The sequence below is a fragment of the Pseudomonas sp. PICF141 genome, from assembly GCF_002286815.1.
Classification (GTDB): domain Bacteria; phylum Pseudomonadota; class Gammaproteobacteria; order Pseudomonadales; family Pseudomonadaceae; genus Aquipseudomonas.
On the sequence record NZ_MUNM01000034.1, the window covers coordinates 85,241 to 100,248 of the forward strand.

The window sequence follows — 15,008 nt, forward strand, 5'->3', positions numbered from 1 at the left end:
ATTTACCGGGCTGCGAAACCCGGTCGCTGCTTTTTGCAGCGACAAAGGCTAGAGGGCGCACTTCCGACGGACAACCTGAAAATCAGGTGGGAAGGTTCTGATGATTTGATTGCCCAATAAACATCGTCGACTTTCAGGACGCCACATCGCGAGCAGGCTCGCTCCCACAATTGAACCGTGTGGATCTGCGAAGTATTGGTTGGTTGTCAGGCCGCCAAGATCAAAAGATCGCAGCCTTCGGCAGCTCCTACGTGGGGTTGTGTACACCCGCGAGAGATTGGTTGGCTGTCAGGCCGCCTTCGCGGGCAAGCCTCGCTCCTACAAAAAGCCATCGGCGTACACCCGCCCCTCACCACTCAACAGGCCGAGCGTTAGCTCGCCTGCAGCTTTTGATCTGGCTTTTGATCTTGATCCACCCGCCCTTTCGGGAGGCTGAGCGCTGGTGTTCATCTGGCCGCCGTTACCGCAGCAACGTATATGTACCCCACCAACCAAGAGCATGGTCGGCCCGAAGGCCGCCAAGACCAAACAATCACACAGACTCTTTACGGACCCTGAACCAAGCCGCATACAACGCCGGCAAAAACAGCAACGTCAACGCCGTCGCCACAATCAGCCCGCCCATGATCGCCACCGCCATCGGCCCGAAAAACACACTGCGTGACAATGGAATCATCGCCAGCACCGCCGCCAACGCCGTCAGCACAATCGGTCGGAACCGCCGCACTGTCGCCTCGATAATCGCTTGCCAAGGCTTAAGCCCGGCAGCGATGTCCTGCTCGATCTGATCCACCAGAATCACTGAGTTACGCATGATCATCCCTGACAAGGCGATGGTCCCGAGCATTGCCACAAAACCAAACGGTTGACGGAACACCAGCAGAAAAAGGGTCACACCGATCAGCCCCAGTGGCGCCGTCAGAAACACCATCACCGTGCGTGAGAAACTGCGCAGTTGCAGCATCAGCAACGTCAGCACCACCACAATGAACAACGGCACCCCAGCATTCACCGAGCTCTGCCCACGGGCCGAGTCTTCCACCGTACCGCCGACGTCCAGCAAATAGCCGTCCGGCAGTTCGGCGCGAATCGGATCCAGGGTCGGCATGATTTGCTGCACCAGTGTCACCGGTTGTTCCTTGCCGTAGATGTCGGCGCGAACCGTCACGTTGGGCAGGCGGTTACGGTGCCAGATGATGCCTTCCTCGAAGCCGTATTCCAGCGTCGCGATCTGCGACAGCGCCACGCTGCGACCATTGTCGGTCGGCACGGCCAGGCTTGGCAGCAACGCCAGTTCGGTGCGCTCATGTACCGTGCCGCGCAGCAAGATCTCGATCAACTCGTTGTCTTCGCGGTACTGGCTGACGCTGGCACCGGTCAGCGAGCTGCGCAGGAAAGCCGAGAGGTTCGCCGTGCTCACACCCAGCGCTCGCGCGCGGTCCTGGTCGACGTTCAGGTAAACGACTTTGCTCGGCTCTTCCCAGTCCAGATGCACGTTGACCACGTGAGGATTCTCACGAACCTTGGCCGCGACTTTACGGGCCAATGCGCGGACTTCCTCGATGTGCTCACCGGTGACCCGGAACTGCACCGGATAACCAACAGGCGGGCCATTCTCCAGCCGCGTGACCCGCGTGCGCAGGGCCGGGAATTGTTCATTGAGGGTTCCAATCAACCAGGTGCGCAGGGTTTCGCGGTCTTCGATGGTTTTGGCCAGCACGACAAATTGCGCAAAGCTCGCCGCCGGAAGTTGCTGATCCAGCGGCAGGTAGAAACGCGGCGAACCGGTGCCGACGTAAGCCACGTAATTGTCGATCCCGGGCTGATCCTTGAGCAGGTTTTCGAGGCGTTTGACCTCTTCGGCGGTGTTGCTCAAAGACGCCCCTTCGGCCAGTTTCAGATCGACCATCAACTCCAGCCGCCCCGAAGCCGGGAAGAACTGTTGCGGCACGAAACGGAACAACATCAGTGAGGCGACGAACATCAAGACCGTCAGCATGATCACCGTTTTGCGCCGACGCACGCACCACTCCACCAGCCGCCTGACGCGCTGATAGAACGGCGTGCCATAAGGGTCGGGTTGACCGTCGCCGGTGCCATGTTTGGCGGCGTGAATTTTCGCCAGGTCCGGCAGGAGTTTTTCCCCCAGATAAGGCACAAAGACCACGGCGGCAACCCACGACGCCACCAGCGCGATGGTCACCACCTGGAAGATCGAGCGGGTGTATTCACCGGTGCCCGATTGCGCAGTGGCAATCGGCAGGAAACCGGCAGCGGTGATCAACGTCCCGGTGAGCATCGGGAACGCAGTGCTGGTCCAGGCGTAGCTGGCGGCTTTGACCCGGTCGAAGCCCTGCTCCATTTTGATCGCCATCATTTCCACGGCGATGATCGCGTCGTCCACCAGCAATCCCAGCGCCAGCACCAGCGCGCCCAGGGAAATCTTGTGCAAGCCGATGCCAAGGTAATACATGCAGGCGAAGGTCATCGCCAACACCAGCGGAATCGCCAGCGCCACCACCATGCCGGTGCGCACACCGAGGGAGAAGAAGCTCACCAGCAATACAATCGCCAGCGCCTCCACCAGCACCTGAACAAACTCGCCGACACCGGTTTTCACCGCGGCCGGTTGATCGGAGACCTTGCGCAGTTGCATGCCGGCCGGAAGATTCTTCTGGATCCGGGCGAATTCGGCTTCCAGCGCCTTGCCCAGAATCAGAATGTCGCCACCGCTCTTCATGGCCACCGCCAGGCCGATGGCGTCTTCAGCCATGAAGCGCATGCGCGGCGCCGGTGGATCGTTGAAGCCACGACGAACGTTCGCCACATCGCCGATGCGGAACGTGCGATCACCGACGCGGATCGGGAAGTTGCTGATCTCGTCGACCGTCTGAAAATTCCCCGAAACCCGTAGCTGCAAACGCTCGCTGGTGGTTTCGAAGAAACCTGCGTTGGACATCGCGTTCTGCTCTTCAAGCGCCTGCTGCACCGTCGCCAACGGCAATCCGAGGGTGGCCAGTTTGACGTTGGAGAGCTCGATCCAGATCTTTTCGTCCTGCAGCCCGAGCAAGTCGACCTTGCCCACATCCTTGACCCGTTGCAGCTGAATCTGGACGCGGTCGGCGTAGTCCTTGAGCACCGCGTAATCAAAACCTTCGCCGGTCAGGGCGTAGATATTGCCGAAGGTGGTGCCGAACTCATCATTGAAGAAAGGCCCCTGGATGCCCGGCGGCAACGTGTGGCGAATGTCGCTGATCTTTTTGCGAGCCTGATACCAGAGCTCCGGGATCTCCACCGAGTGCATCGAATCTCGAGCAATGAACGTGACCTGGGACTCGCCCGGGCGGGAGAACGAAGCGATCCGGTCGTACTCGCCGGTTTCCATCAGTTTCTTTTCAATACGCTCGGTCACCTGGCGCGACACTTCCTCCGCCGTAGCTCCCGGCCAGTTGGTGCGAATCACCATGGCCTTGAAGGTGAACGGCGGGTCTTCGCTTTGGCCCAGCTTGGTGTAGGACAACGCGCCGACGAGGGCCAGCAAAAGCATCAGGAACAGTACGATCTGGCGGTTGCGCAGCGCCCATTCGGAAAGATTGAAACCCATCGGGGATTACTCCTTGTGCGCCAGATTGACCACGCGATTGGAGCGATCCACCGGGCGTACTTGCTGCCCGTCGTGAAGCACATGAACCCCGGCCGCCACCACCCAGTCGCTGGCGTTCAGGCCTTCAAGCACCGGCACGGTTTTCTCGCCGAATGCACCGACCCGCACCGGGGCTTTTTTCAAGGTGTTGTTGGCGCCGACCACCCATACATAAGTGGCCCCGTTTTCCGCCGTGACTGCCGACAGCGGCACTGACAACGACACCACATCGGCGGTCTGGATGAACACCCGGGCGCTCTGGCCCAGTTCGGCGGGAACCTTGCCGGCGGAAAAAGCGATACGGGCGGCAAAGGTGCGGGATTTCGGATCGGCGGCCGGCGACAACTCACGAATGCGTCCCGGGAAACGTTGATCGGGTTGGGTCCAGAGTTCCACCGAGACCGGCTGGCCGACCTTGAAGCGACCAAAACTCTGCTCCGGCAGGCTGATCAACACTTCGCGTTCGCCGTCGGTGGCAAGGGTAAACACCGTTTGCCCGGCCGCCACCACTTGCCCGACTTCAACCGCTCGCTTGGCCACCACGCCATCCTGCGGTGCACGCAGCACCGCGTAACTGGCCTGGTTGGTCGATACGTTGAATTCGGCTTTGATTTGCTTGAGACGTGCTTCACCGGAGCGGTAGAGGTTTTCCGCATTGTCGTACTGCGAACGGCTGACCATTTGCCGCTCCATCAGGGTCTTGTAGCGATCGCGCTCGGCGCGCACCAGGTTCAGATTGGCTTCGGCGGCGGCGACCTGGGCGCGGGTGGCTTCCAGTTGCAGGCGCACATCCTGAGGATCGAGTTCCGCCAGAGGCTGGTCGGCCTTGACCCGCTGGCCTTCCTCGACCAGTCGTCGGCTGACTTTGCCGCCAATGCGGAAGGCCAGATCTGGCTCATAGCGCGCACGGACTTCACCGGGATAACTTTCCATGGCCTGGGCCGAAGGCTCTGGCTGAACGACCATGGCCGGACGGACAGTGACTTGAGGCGTCTCTTCATGGCCACACGCAGACAATAAAAAAGCCAGGCTGACCGGCAATGCGAGGGGCAGGGCATAGCGGAACATGGTGAAGGACCTTTCGCTAATAGTGCTTTGAATAATTATACTGACCAGTATGTTATTAATAGCAAACTCACCAGTCCAGTATTAAAGCGAAGAATGTCTGACAATCTTTCAACCTCCAGCGGTCCGGGCCGTCCCAAAGATCTGGCCAAGCGCCAGGCCATCCTCGATGCGGCGAAAATCCTGTTTCTGAGCAAGGGCTATGCGAACACCAGCATGGATGCCGTGGCGGCCGAGGCCGGCGTGTCGAAGCTGACGGTCTACAGCCATTTCAACGACAAGGAAACGCTGTTCTCCGCCGCAGTGATGGCCAAGTGCGAAGAGCAATTGCCGCCACTTTTCTTCGAATTGCCGGAGGGCATTGCGGTGGAAACCGTGCTGCTGAACATCGCACGCGGCTTTCATCAGCTGATCAACAGCGATGAATCGGTGAACCTGCATCGGCTGATGATGACGCTGGGTAGCCAGGACCCGAAGCTCTCGCTGATTTTCTTCCAGGCCGGGCCAGAACGCGTGCTCCACGGAATGGAGGGGTTGCTGAACAAGGTCAATCAGAGCGGTGCATTGAGTATCGATAAACCGCGCAATGCCGCCGAGCATTTCTTTTGCCTGCTCAAGGGCGCGGGCAATTTCCGGTTGCTGTATGGCTGCGGCGAGCCGGTGACCGGGGATGCGGCCGAAGCCCATGTGCAGGACGTGGTGGGGTTGTTTATGCGGGCTTATCGGCCGCAGTCGGCCTGATGATCGTTCCCACGCTGTGCGTGGGAATGCAGCCCGGGACGCTCCGCGTCCCTTTCGAAGCGGACGCAGAGCGTCCATTGAGACATTCCCACGCAGAGCGTGGGAACGATCAGTATCGAATCAGGGTTTGAGCGCTTTCTTCGGATAAATGTCGTATCGGCTGGATTTGCCATCCAGCGCATGGCTCGGTTTCGGCCCCTCGATGCACGGCGCCTTGCGCGGGCGCTTGACCACCACCCGGTGGCTGGCCAGGGCCAACGCCGCTTCGAGCAATGCCGGCGCATCCGGGTCATCGCCGACCAGCGGCCGGAACAGGCGCATTTCCTTCTTCACCAACGCCGTTTTCTCGCGATGGGGGAACATCGGATCGAGGTAGATCACCTGCGGTGGCTCGCCTTCCCAGTTGCGCATCACCTCGATCGAATTGCCCTTGAGCAAACGCATCCGCGCCACGATCGGCGCCACGTCGAAATCTTCCGCGCCGCGCGCCAGGCCATCTTCAAGCAATGCGCCGATCAGCGGCTGGCGCTCGATCAGGCTCATCTCACAGCCCAAGCTGGCCAGCACGAACGCGTCCTTGCCCAACCCTGCCGTTGCGTCCAGCACACGCGGGCGCACGCCTTGGGCGATGCCGACCGCTTTGGCGATCATCTGACCGCTGCCGCCGCCGTACAACCGACGATGAGCCGCGCCGCCTTCGACAAAATCCACCCGAACCGGTCCCGGAGCATCGGGCCCCAGTTGTTGCAGCTGCAACCCCTGCTCGCCCACCTGCAAGGCGAACTCGCCATCATCCACCTGCAACGGCAACCCCAGGCGCTCGGCCCATTGCTCGGCCTGTGGCTGAAAGGTCGTGCCCAAGGCCTCGACATGGATGCGGCAGGCCGCAGGTTGCTCAATCATGGGAAAACACGCTCAAAAAATTAATGATCGGCAAAAATGGCCGATAACCAAACTATCGAGCATTTTGCCAGAGCTGAGCGTCGACCGAGAGAAATGTCAGACATTCAACGCACATCGATAGGTTATATCTCGCCCCACGGCGATTTTGGCCTGCGAAACTCCCAAGCACTGAGCGGCGTCAGTCACCTATGGCAGGATTTTTTTGCCCAGGCGCTGGCCGATCAGTCGGGCGATGTCGTGCCGGAGTCTCTCAACTTTCCGCCGGTGGATCTCGACAGCCCGGTCGAACCGACCGTTGGCAGTGAGTTGCTGGCGCACATCATTTCCCAGCGCGAATGTGATGTGATCGAAACACCCGTTCGCCCGCCAGAGCCGCTGTTTCTGCCGATTGCCGAATTCGAAATGGACCTGGCCGACAAACCCTTCCCGCCATTCCCGCCGGAAGAAATCGTCGCGCAACAGAAACAGCAGGACTTCGACAGCGGCTGGGTACGCCCTATCGTGCTCACCGCCGGCCAAGCGTTGCCACAGCCAGGCGCCGCACCGCAACCGCGCCCGCTTCACTTGCCGATCGCCGAGTTCGAACTTGAGCTGCTGGACAAACCGTTCCCGCCGTTCTCGCCCGAAGAGCTGGTGGAACAACAGAAACAACTGGATTTCGATAACGGCTGGGCACGCCCGATCGTTCTGCAGAACCTGCGCATCGCCGCCTGACCCTCAGCGGCAGCGCCACCACGGCCCGACATCCACATGAAAGTGGTTGCGATGGGCGGCGTTGTAATCCGGGCTCAATACCACACTGAACATATCGCAGGCACCATCGCGCACCTGACGCAGAAATCGCGCGTCCTGGTTATCCTTCGGCCAATCCCTGAGCACGCTGATCGATCGGCCACCCGCCAGGCGGAATCCGCTGATATCCAGCGCATCGGCCGTGGCATGCTGGCTGCGTCTGCCGTTTTCGCGGTTGTAGACGTTGCGACAGGCGAAGCTGCCAAGATGGTCGACCCGTTTCACCGCTTGCCCGTAGACCGCCTGAGCCGCGGGTTGCAAGGTGTGGCGTTCGAACAAGGCGAACGCCACTGCCAAGCGGCAACTGGCGAGAAAACTGCTGCTCAGTGCCACCTGGCCACCTTGCACACGCAAGGCGTCGGTCAATGGGCAAGTCGCGTCCGGGCTGTCGGCCTGACGGGTCACCCGCAAACCTGAGCCGCTCAGGACCTGGTCGCATAACTGCGGATCATTGCGCAGACGCATCAGTTTGTAGCGGGTCAGCAGGTTCGGTTCGGCCTTCACGTCCAGCGGCGCCCAGGGGTTCCATTGCGGGGGAATGGACACCCAGCCGCGCCAGACACTTAACCCGGCAGCGCCGATGATCAACAGCACCAGCAACAGCCCCCACCGAAACCGCATCGTCAGCCTTTGAACAATTGATTGGCCTTCTGGAACGGCATCGAGCGGGAGGTAAAGCCGAAGGTCCCGTGTTGCTGGATTTCCTCGGCGGCGCGGAAGAACTCGCCATACGCCGCCAGGGCCAGGGCTGAACCGACGCTGATGCGTCTGACGCCCATTTCACTCAACTGCTTGACTGTCAGCTTGAGCCCGCCGGACATCAATACATTGACCGGCTTGGGCGCAACGGCACGGACCACCGCCAAAACCTCTTCAGCACTGCGCAAGCCTGGTGCGTAAAGCACGTCAGCTCCCGCTTCGGCGAATGCCTGCAAACGGCGAACGGTATCGTCGAGGTCAGGATTGCCGTGCAGATAGTTTTCGGCACGCGCCGTCAGCACGAAGGGAAAAGACAAACTGCGAGCCGCCGCGACAGCCGCTTCGATACGCGCCACCGCATGTTCGAAGCAGTAGATCGGACCGTCCTCACGCCCGGTGGCATCTTCGATCGAACCGCCAACGGCACCGGCCTTGGCTGCCCGCAGAATACTTTGGGCGCAATCAGCGGGGGCGTCGGCAAAACCGTTTTCGAGATCCACCGCCACCGGCAGATCGGTGGCCGCGACAATCGCTTCAACGTTCGCCAGGGTTTCATCGAGCGTCAACCCACCATCGGGACGGCCTCGGGAAAAGGCGTAACCGGCACTGGTGGTTGCCAGTGCCTCGAAACCAAGGCTGGCGAGCATTTTCGCCGAGCCGGCGTCCCAAGGGTTGGGAATGACAAAAGCGCCCTCGCGTTCATGCAGTGCTTTGAACGCCTGGGCTCGAAGGATTTGCGCATCCATTGGCAGGCTCCTGAAAAGGGAAAAAATCCGCTTCAGAGCAAGCCAAATTGCTCGGCAGCGGGCTCTCTGTATAGCTCAGGCAGCGGCGGCAAGCCAGGCAAACGCAGCATCAGCTGTGCGTGAAAACGTTGGGCGAGTTTTGCCGCCAACAGATTATCGGCGGTGTGCAGGAAGATATACGGCGCGCGGCCCTCTTCGATCCAGGCAGCGATTTTTTCGACCCACGGCACCAGGAATGGATCGTTGGCTTCAAGCACAGGATGGCCGATGAAACGCACCTGTGGGCATTGAGTAAACGCCGCAGGACGAGGCGGTACCCGGGGTTTTTTCGATTGGGCGTGAAGCACCGAAGGTTCAGTCGAGGTGCAGCTGAACAGTGCTCGCGGATCGAGGCAGATACGCTCGACACCGCGCTCGAGCAACAGGCGATTGAGCATTCGCTCGGCATCGCCCTTGGCAAAGAACTCATCGTGTCGCACTTCAACCGCCAGGGGCCGGTCGATCGCATCGATAAAACCGGCCAGCTCGGACAAGCGTTGTGGGGTGAAGCTTTTGGATAATTGCAACCACAGGGGAGAAACCCGCTCACCCAGGGGGCTGAGCAATTGCAGGAAGGTTTCGGCGGCGGTCAATTGTTCGCGCAGATCGCCGCTGTGACTGATGTCGCCAGGAAACTTGGCGGTGAAGCGAAAGTGTTCGGGCATGATCTGGGCCCAGCGCTGCACCGTGGCGGCAGACGGGCTGGCGTAGAAGGTCGTATTGCCTTCCACGGCGTTGAACACTTGAGCATAAAGACTGAGAAACTCGGCAGGCCTGGCGTCTTGCGGATACAAATAATCGCGCCGGGCGTTTTCACTCCAGGACGGGCAACCGAGATAGTAAGGCAGCATCAGATGTAAAGGTCGAGACCCAGAACATCCGCATCCCAATCGACAAAAGTGGCGGTGCTCAGGTAACTGGCCAAAGCCATTGCCACGCTTTTGCTCATGGCGCGGTGATAAATCATGTCTTGTTGACGAGCGGGCAGATTGCTCAGGCGTTGCGCCGAGGCTTTGGCACGGGCGGCCAATTGCTCTTCGGTAGGGAATTCCAGCTCGCCGTCGATATCGACGGAGTCACCCTCGTAGACATGGCCTTTGCGAGGCTTGCGCTTGATGGGGTAGGACTGAGAGGAAACGCCGTCTATACGCATAAGGGCATGCTCGGTATCGATGATGGCAGTTTAGTGGCGCATATCCCACTTCGCAAACCGCCGAGTGATAACTAGAACACAGAAAAGCGAAAAGGTTTAAAAGCGGCGGGTAGAAATTGATGATTGGCTATAACCGGAAAGATTGCCTTCGCGGGCAAGCCTCGCTCATACAGGTATCGCCGATATTTCGACTGGCTACAAAACTTGTAGGAGCGAGGCTTGCCCGCGAAGGGATCAACCCGAGAACAAGGATTAACGCGCTTTCGGGGTCGCGACTTTATCGCGCAGATACACCGGTTGCGCCTGATCGGCCACGATCGCTTCACCGCGCTCCCAGGCAAAACGAGCCAGGGTCAGCAAGTCTTCGGCGTGGGGCAGCATGCCCGCGTCCTGCCCGCTCAGGTTGACGGCAATGCGCTCGGCATACCCCCAACCGGTGCCAGCACCAAACCACTCGCCGCTGGCATCGGCTGGCAACGCAGCGGCTTGCGGTGGCAGTACCGCTTCATTGCCCACCAGCCGCATCTCCCCCGCCGTTTCGCGGTAGCAACCCCAATACACCTCATCCATGCGCGCATCGATGGCCGCCGCGACCTGGCTGACGCCGTGTTCGCGATAGGCCCGCTGGGCGAGTACGGCGAGATTGGAGACCGGCAATACCGGGCGATCCAGCGCAAACGCCAGCCCCTGCACCACGCCGATGGCGATGCGCACACCGGTGAACGCGCCCGGCCCACGGCCGAACGCAATGGCATCGACCGCTTGCAGGGTAGTCCCGGCATCGGCCAGCAGTTGCTGAATCATCGGCAGCAGCTTTTGCGCATGCAGGCGCGGGATCACCTCGTAATGGCTCGTGACTTTGCCGTCATGCAGCAAGGCAACGGAGCAAGCTTCAGTCGCGGTGTCCAGGGCCAGCAAGGTGCTCATCGATGTTTCCGTAAGAGAAGTCAAAAAAAGTGCGCCAGTATAAACAACTACGGCCCGCAAGCGGGCCGTAGAAGATGAAGCCGATCAGACTTTTCAGCTCAGTGCTTCAAGCACCTTGCCGGTGATCGATTCAACCGAGCCAACACCTTCGATGTGGCTGTACTTCGGCTTGCCCTGATCAGCGGCCAGGTTCTGGTAGAACTCTATCAGTGGCTTGGTCTGGGAGTGGTAGACCGACAGGCGATGACGCACGGTTTCTTCGGTGTCGTCCTTGCGCTGTACCAGTTCTTCGCCAGTGATGTCGTCTTTGCCGGCGATTTTCGGCGGGTTGTAAACGGTGTGGTACACGCGGCCGCTGGCCTCGTGAACGCGACGACCGGCAATCCGCTGCACGATTTCTTCGTCATCGACGGCGATTTCGACCACGTGGTCCAGCTCCACGTCAGCCTCTACCAGCGCTTCAGCTTGCGGAATGGTGCGCGGGAAACCGTCGAACAGGAAACCTTTGGCACAGTCAGGCTGCGCGATACGGTCCTTGACCAGGGCGATGATCAGGTCGTCGGAAACCAGGCCACCGGCATCCATGATGCTTTTGGCTTTAACGCCCAGCTCGGTGCCGGCTTTTACCGCAGCACGCAGCATGTCGCCGGTAGAAATTTGCGGAATACCGAATTTCTCGGTGATGAACTTAGCCTGAGTACCTTTACCGGCCCCGGGAGCTCCCAGCAGAATGACGCGCATTAGATGTGCTCCTCAATTTTTTATATAGATAACGTCAGATTCGCCTCTTGGGGCCAATCTCAAAAATAGGATCGCGACCGCCCAAACGGCCAAAGGCTGATCAAGATACACAGCAGGCCCTGCCCACACAAGCCGCCGAAAGTCGGAGAAACCCGCCCCTTGCGAGACCCTGCGAAGGGGTAACCCAAGTCGCAACCCCATCATTAACTGTCGCGTGGCAGACCTTTTTGACCGCTCGCCAGCAGGCACTCGACGCTCGCGCCGGGTGCCTGTTCCCCACGACGAAAACCTTAGCCGGTATTTCGCAAACCGGCGGCAATCCCCGCCACAGACACCAGTAACGCCTGTTCTACCGGGCTGCCCTGGGCCACATCCTGTTGCCGCGAACGTGCCAACAGTTCGGCTTGCAATAGATGCAGCGGGTCGAGGTAAGTGTTGCGCAGACGGATGAATTCAAGGGTGGCTGGGCTATGTGCCAGTAGCTGCGACTGACCGGTCAACCCCAGGACCACTGCACACGCCTGCGACAATAGGTCGCGTAAATGCGCGCCCAAAGGGAGCAGATCCGGCTCGACCAGACGCTCATCGTAAGACTGGGCGATATCGGCGTCGGCCTTGGCCAGCACCATTTCCAGCATATCGATGCGGGTACGGAAGAATGGCCACTGCTCGCGCATCTGCCCTAACAGCTCACCTTCGCCGCGCTCCAGCGCCTTGCTCAGCGCCGCTTCCCAGCCGAGCCAGGCCGGCAGCATCAGACGCGTCTGGGTCCAGCCGAAGATCCACGGAATGGCACGCAGGCTTTCAATGCCGCCAGCACGGCGTTTGGCCGGGCGGCTGCCCAACGGCAAACGCCCCAACTCCTGCTCCGGGGTCGATTGGCGGAAGTACTCGACGAACTGCGGGTTCTCCCGTACCACGGCGCGGTAGGCCTTGACGCCATCGGCGGCCAATTCGTCCATCAAATGGCGCCAGGCAGGCTCAGGCGGTGGTGGCGGCAACAAGGTGGCTTCCAGCACCGCCGCCAGGTACAGATTGAGGTTTTGCTCGGCGATGTCCGGCAGGCCGAATTTGAAACGAATCATTTCCCCCTGTTCGGTGGTGCGGAAACGCCCCGCCACCGACCCCGGCGGCTGCGACAGAATCGCCGCGTGTGCCGGACCACCTCCACGGCCCACGGTGCCACCGCGACCGTGGAACAACAACAGCTCAACTTGCTGCTCGCGGCAAATATCCACCAGCCGCTCCTGAGCCCGATACTGCGCCCAGGCGGCTGCAGTGGTGCCAGCGTCCTTGGCTGAGTCGGAATAACCGATCATCACTTCCTGCGGCCCTTGCAGGCGCGAGCGATAGCCCGGCAACAGCAACAGTTTTTCGATCACCGGGCCCGCGTTGTCGAGGTCGGCGAGGGTTTCGAACAGCGGCACCACGCGCATCGGCCGCAATACGCCGGATTCTTTGAGCAGCAGTTGCACAGCCAGCACGTCGGAAGCGGCACCGGCCATGGAAATCACATACGAACCAAGGGAGGCCCCTGGTGCCGCGGCGATTTCCCGGCACGTCGCCAGAACCTCGGCGGTGTCGGCAGACGGCTTGAAGTACGCTGGCAGCAACGGGCGACGATTGTTCAGTTCACGCATCAGGAAGGCGATGCGTTCCTCTTCGCTCCAGTCCTCATAACGGCCCAGGCCGAGGTAATCGGTGATTTCGGTCATGGCCGCCGTGTGGCGTGACGAGTCCTGCCGCACATCGAGGCGCACCAGAAACAACCCGAATGTCACCGCGCGACGCAGGCAATCGAGCAACGGACCATCGGCGATGACGCCCATGCCGCATTCATGCAGCGAGTGGTAGCACAGCTCCAGCGGGTCCAGCAGGTCACGATTGTTTTGCAGCACATCGGCCGACGCTGGAGTGGCTGCCGTCAGGGAGGCGTGGGCCCAGTTACGGGTCGCGCGCAGGCGTTCACGCAATTGTTTGAGCACTGCGCGGTAAGGTTCGGCGCTGTCGCCGGCCTTGGCCTTCAGCTCGTCACTGGCCCGCTGCATCGACAACTCGGCGGCGAGATGATCAACGTCGCGCAGGTACAAATCGGCGGCCATCCAGCGCGCCAGCAGCAACACTTCGCGGGTTACGGCGGCAGTGACGTTGGGGTTGCCGTCGCGGTCGCCGCCCATCCAGGAGGCAAAGCGAATCGGTGCCGCTTCCAGTGGCAAGTGCAGGCCGGTGGCGGCATGCAGCGCCTGATCGGCCTTGCGCAAATAATTGGGAATCGCCTGCCACAGCGAATGCTCGATCACCGCAAAGCCCCACTTGGCTTCATCCACCGGTGTGGGACGGGTACGGCGAATTTCTTCGGTGTGCCAGGCTTCGGCGATCAGGCGCTGCAACTTCGTCTTGATCTGCTCGCGCTCGGCGGTGGTCAGGTCGCGATGGTCTTGTGCGGCCAGTTGCGCGGCGATCGCGTCGTACTTCTGGATCAGGGTGCGGCGCGCCACTTCGGTGGGGTGCGCGGTCAATACCAACTCGATTTCCAGACGCCCCAATTGCCGGGCCAGGGACTCGGGGTCATGACCCGCAGTCAGCAGGCGAGCGAGCAGTTCCGGCAACACCCGTGCCTCGAATGGTTCGGGTTGCGACTCTTCGCGGCGGTGAATCAGCTGATATTGCTCAGCGATATTGGCCAGGTTGAGAAACTGGTTGAACGCTCGCGCCACCGGCAGCAGCTCGTCTTCGCTCAACTGGTTGAGGCTGGCACTAAGCTCAGCGTCCATCGAACCGCGACGGTCAGCCTTGGCGCCTTTGCGGATCTGCTCGATCTTGTCGAGAAAGTCATCCCCGTACTGTTCACGAATGGTGTTGCCCAACAGTTCACCCAACAGGTGAACGTCCTCGCGCAAGCGTGCATCAATATCGGTCATCAGCAGTTCTCCAGCGAAAATCCGGGCGGCTATGCTTGGTTATCAGAGGCTCTGCTACAGAGAGTGCCGCCGTAAAGCGCTTCTTACAAGCAGACCACGCCAAGGGCTTCAAACACCGGGCAATGCAGCTAATCTCAACCATGAGCCGTACAACGGCGTATCACCGGCTACCGCCGGACACTCACCCGGCCTGCCACGAGCAGGTGCGCAATGAGGTCATCATGAAAATCCGCGAGCTCGCCAAGCACTGGGAAGAAAACGCCAAGGGTCGCCTGACCGACACGGGCTACACGATTCGTCTGGACGTGGAAGCGGCCGCACGGCTGGCGGCAATTATCGAAATGTACCCCAAGCGGCACCCCGAAGAACTCCTCGGCGAGCTGATCGGCGCCGCCCTGGAAGAACTCGAAGCCAGCTTTCCGTACGTGAAAGGGTCAACGGTGGTGGCCACCGACGAGGAAGGCGATCCACTGTACGAAGACGTCGGCCCTACTCCGCGTTTTCTCGCCTTGTCCCGGCGCCATTTGCATGATTTGTCGGGCGATAACGACAAGCAGAAACACTGATTCCTGTGGGCGCGAGCCTGCTCGCGATAGGGTTTAACAGTCAACGTTGATGTTGAATGATATGGCCCCATC

At 60.5% G+C, this 15,008-nt stretch carries 13 protein-coding genes; 3 read left to right on the forward strand and 10 right to left on the reverse strand.

Features of this window, described 5'->3' with window-relative positions:
• Nucleotides 1-532: 532 nt before the first annotated feature.
• Nucleotides 533-3,604, reverse strand: a complete 3,072-nt coding sequence (locus BZL43_RS07360) for an efflux RND transporter permease subunit (RefSeq protein WP_095631689.1) — start codon at nt 3,602-3,604, stop codon at nt 533-535.
• A 6-nt stretch (nt 3,605-3,610) separates the two neighbouring features.
• Nucleotides 3,611-4,711 carry an efflux RND transporter periplasmic adaptor subunit gene (locus BZL43_RS07365; RefSeq protein ID WP_095631690.1) on the reverse strand — a complete coding sequence of 367 codons (1,101 nt, stop codon included), beginning with the start codon at nt 4,709-4,711 and terminating at the stop codon, nt 3,611-3,613.
• A gap of 93 nt (nt 4,712-4,804) precedes the next feature.
• On the opposite strand from BZL43_RS07365, the gene BZL43_RS07370 reads away from it, so the two are divergent.
• Entirely contained in the window at nt 4,805-5,449 is a 645-nt protein-coding gene (locus tag BZL43_RS07370; protein ID WP_095631691.1) for a TetR/AcrR family transcriptional regulator, read from the forward strand.
• A 120-nt stretch (nt 5,450-5,569) separates the two neighbouring features.
• On the opposite strand, the gene BZL43_RS07380 is transcribed toward BZL43_RS07370, so the two are convergent.
• Entirely contained in the window at nt 5,570-6,352 is a 783-nt protein-coding gene (locus BZL43_RS07380; protein WP_095631693.1) for a class I SAM-dependent methyltransferase, read from the reverse strand.
• Nucleotides 6,353-6,445: 93 nt separating this feature from the next.
• Here BZL43_RS07380 and BZL43_RS07385 point away from each other — a divergent pair, with 93 nt between their 5' ends.
• Nucleotides 6,446-7,066: an energy transducer TonB gene (locus BZL43_RS07385; RefSeq protein WP_095631694.1), complete on the forward strand. Its 621-nt coding sequence runs from the start codon at nt 6,446-6,448 to the stop codon at nt 7,064-7,066.
• A 3-nt stretch (nt 7,067-7,069) separates the two neighbouring features.
• On the opposite strand, the gene BZL43_RS07390 is transcribed toward BZL43_RS07385, so the two are convergent.
• From BZL43_RS07390 to ppc, 7 genes are all read right to left on the reverse strand, one after another.
• Complete coding sequence (locus BZL43_RS07390; RefSeq protein ID WP_095631695.1) at nt 7,070-7,765, reverse strand: extensin family protein; 696 nt, start codon at nt 7,763-7,765, stop codon at nt 7,070-7,072.
• Nucleotides 7,766-7,767: 2 nt separating this feature from the next.
• On the reverse strand, nt 7,768-8,589 hold the full coding sequence (locus BZL43_RS07395; RefSeq protein ID WP_095631696.1) for an oxaloacetate decarboxylase: 822 nt from the start codon (nt 8,587-8,589) through the stop codon (nt 7,768-7,770).
• A gap of 32 nt (nt 8,590-8,621) precedes the next feature.
• Nucleotides 8,622-9,482 carry a DUF72 domain-containing protein gene (locus BZL43_RS07400; RefSeq protein ID WP_095631743.1) on the reverse strand — a complete coding sequence of 287 codons (861 nt, stop codon included), beginning with the start codon at nt 9,480-9,482 and terminating at the stop codon, nt 8,622-8,624.
• Nucleotides 9,479-9,781, reverse strand: a complete 303-nt coding sequence (locus BZL43_RS07405; protein ID WP_095631697.1) for a hypothetical protein — start codon at nt 9,779-9,781, stop codon at nt 9,479-9,481. The genes BZL43_RS07400 and BZL43_RS07405 overlap by 4 nt, the downstream gene beginning before the upstream one ends.
• Nucleotides 9,782-10,033: 252 nt before the next feature.
• Nucleotides 10,034-10,708: a tRNA (adenosine(37)-N6)-threonylcarbamoyltransferase complex dimerization subunit type 1 TsaB gene (gene tsaB / locus BZL43_RS07410; RefSeq protein WP_095631698.1), complete on the reverse strand. Its 675-nt coding sequence runs from the start codon at nt 10,706-10,708 to the stop codon at nt 10,034-10,036.
• 93 nt (nt 10,709-10,801) lie between these two features.
• A complete protein-coding gene (adk, locus tag BZL43_RS07415; RefSeq protein ID WP_095631699.1) occupies nt 10,802-11,449 on the reverse strand; it encodes an adenylate kinase in 648 nt (215 codons plus the stop codon).
• 290 nt (nt 11,450-11,739) lie between these two features.
• On the reverse strand, nt 11,740-14,370 hold the full coding sequence (ppc, locus tag BZL43_RS07420; protein ID WP_095631700.1) for a phosphoenolpyruvate carboxylase: 2,631 nt from the start codon (nt 14,368-14,370) through the stop codon (nt 11,740-11,742).
• 221 nt (nt 14,371-14,591) lie between these two features.
• On the opposite strand from ppc, the gene BZL43_RS07425 reads away from it, so the two are divergent.
• On the forward strand, nt 14,592-14,936 hold the full coding sequence (locus BZL43_RS07425; RefSeq protein ID WP_095631701.1) for a pilin assembly protein: 345 nt from the start codon (nt 14,592-14,594) through the stop codon (nt 14,934-14,936).
• Nucleotides 14,937-15,008 lie beyond the last annotated feature (72 nt).

Bases quoted from the DNA above. Each gene is read 5' to 3' on its own strand.
- BZL43_RS07390 (WP_095631695.1), bottom strand. From the start codon at position 7,765: ATGCGGTTTCGGTGGGGGCTGTTGCTGGTGCTGTTGATCATCGGCGCT.
- BZL43_RS07385 (WP_095631694.1), top strand. From the start codon at position 6,446: ATGTCAGACATTCAACGCACATCGATAGGTTATATCTCGCCCCACGGC.
- BZL43_RS07360 (WP_095631689.1), bottom strand. From the start codon at position 3,604: ATGGGTTTCAATCTTTCCGAATGGGCGCTGCGCAACCGCCAGATCGTA.
- BZL43_RS07425 (WP_095631701.1), top strand. From the start codon at position 14,592: ATGAAAATCCGCGAGCTCGCCAAGCACTGGGAAGAAAACGCCAAGGGT.
- BZL43_RS07365 (WP_095631690.1), bottom strand. From the start codon at position 4,711: ATGTTCCGCTATGCCCTGCCCCTCGCATTGCCGGTCAGCCTGGCTTTT.
- ppc (WP_095631700.1), bottom strand. From the start codon at position 14,370: ATGACCGATATTGATGCACGCTTGCGCGAGGACGTTCACCTGTTGGGT.
- BZL43_RS07405 (WP_095631697.1), bottom strand. From the start codon at position 9,781: ATGCGTATAGACGGCGTTTCCTCTCAGTCCTACCCCATCAAGCGCAAG.
- tsaB (WP_095631698.1), bottom strand. From the start codon at position 10,708: ATGAGCACCTTGCTGGCCCTGGACACCGCGACTGAAGCTTGCTCCGTT.
- BZL43_RS07380 (WP_095631693.1), bottom strand. From the start codon at position 6,352: ATGATTGAGCAACCTGCGGCCTGCCGCATCCATGTCGAGGCCTTGGGC.
- adk (WP_095631699.1), bottom strand. From the start codon at position 11,449: ATGCGCGTCATTCTGCTGGGAGCTCCCGGGGCCGGTAAAGGTACTCAG.
- BZL43_RS07370 (WP_095631691.1), top strand. From the start codon at position 4,805: ATGTCTGACAATCTTTCAACCTCCAGCGGTCCGGGCCGTCCCAAAGAT.
- BZL43_RS07395 (WP_095631696.1), bottom strand. From the start codon at position 8,589: ATGGATGCGCAAATCCTTCGAGCCCAGGCGTTCAAAGCACTGCATGAA.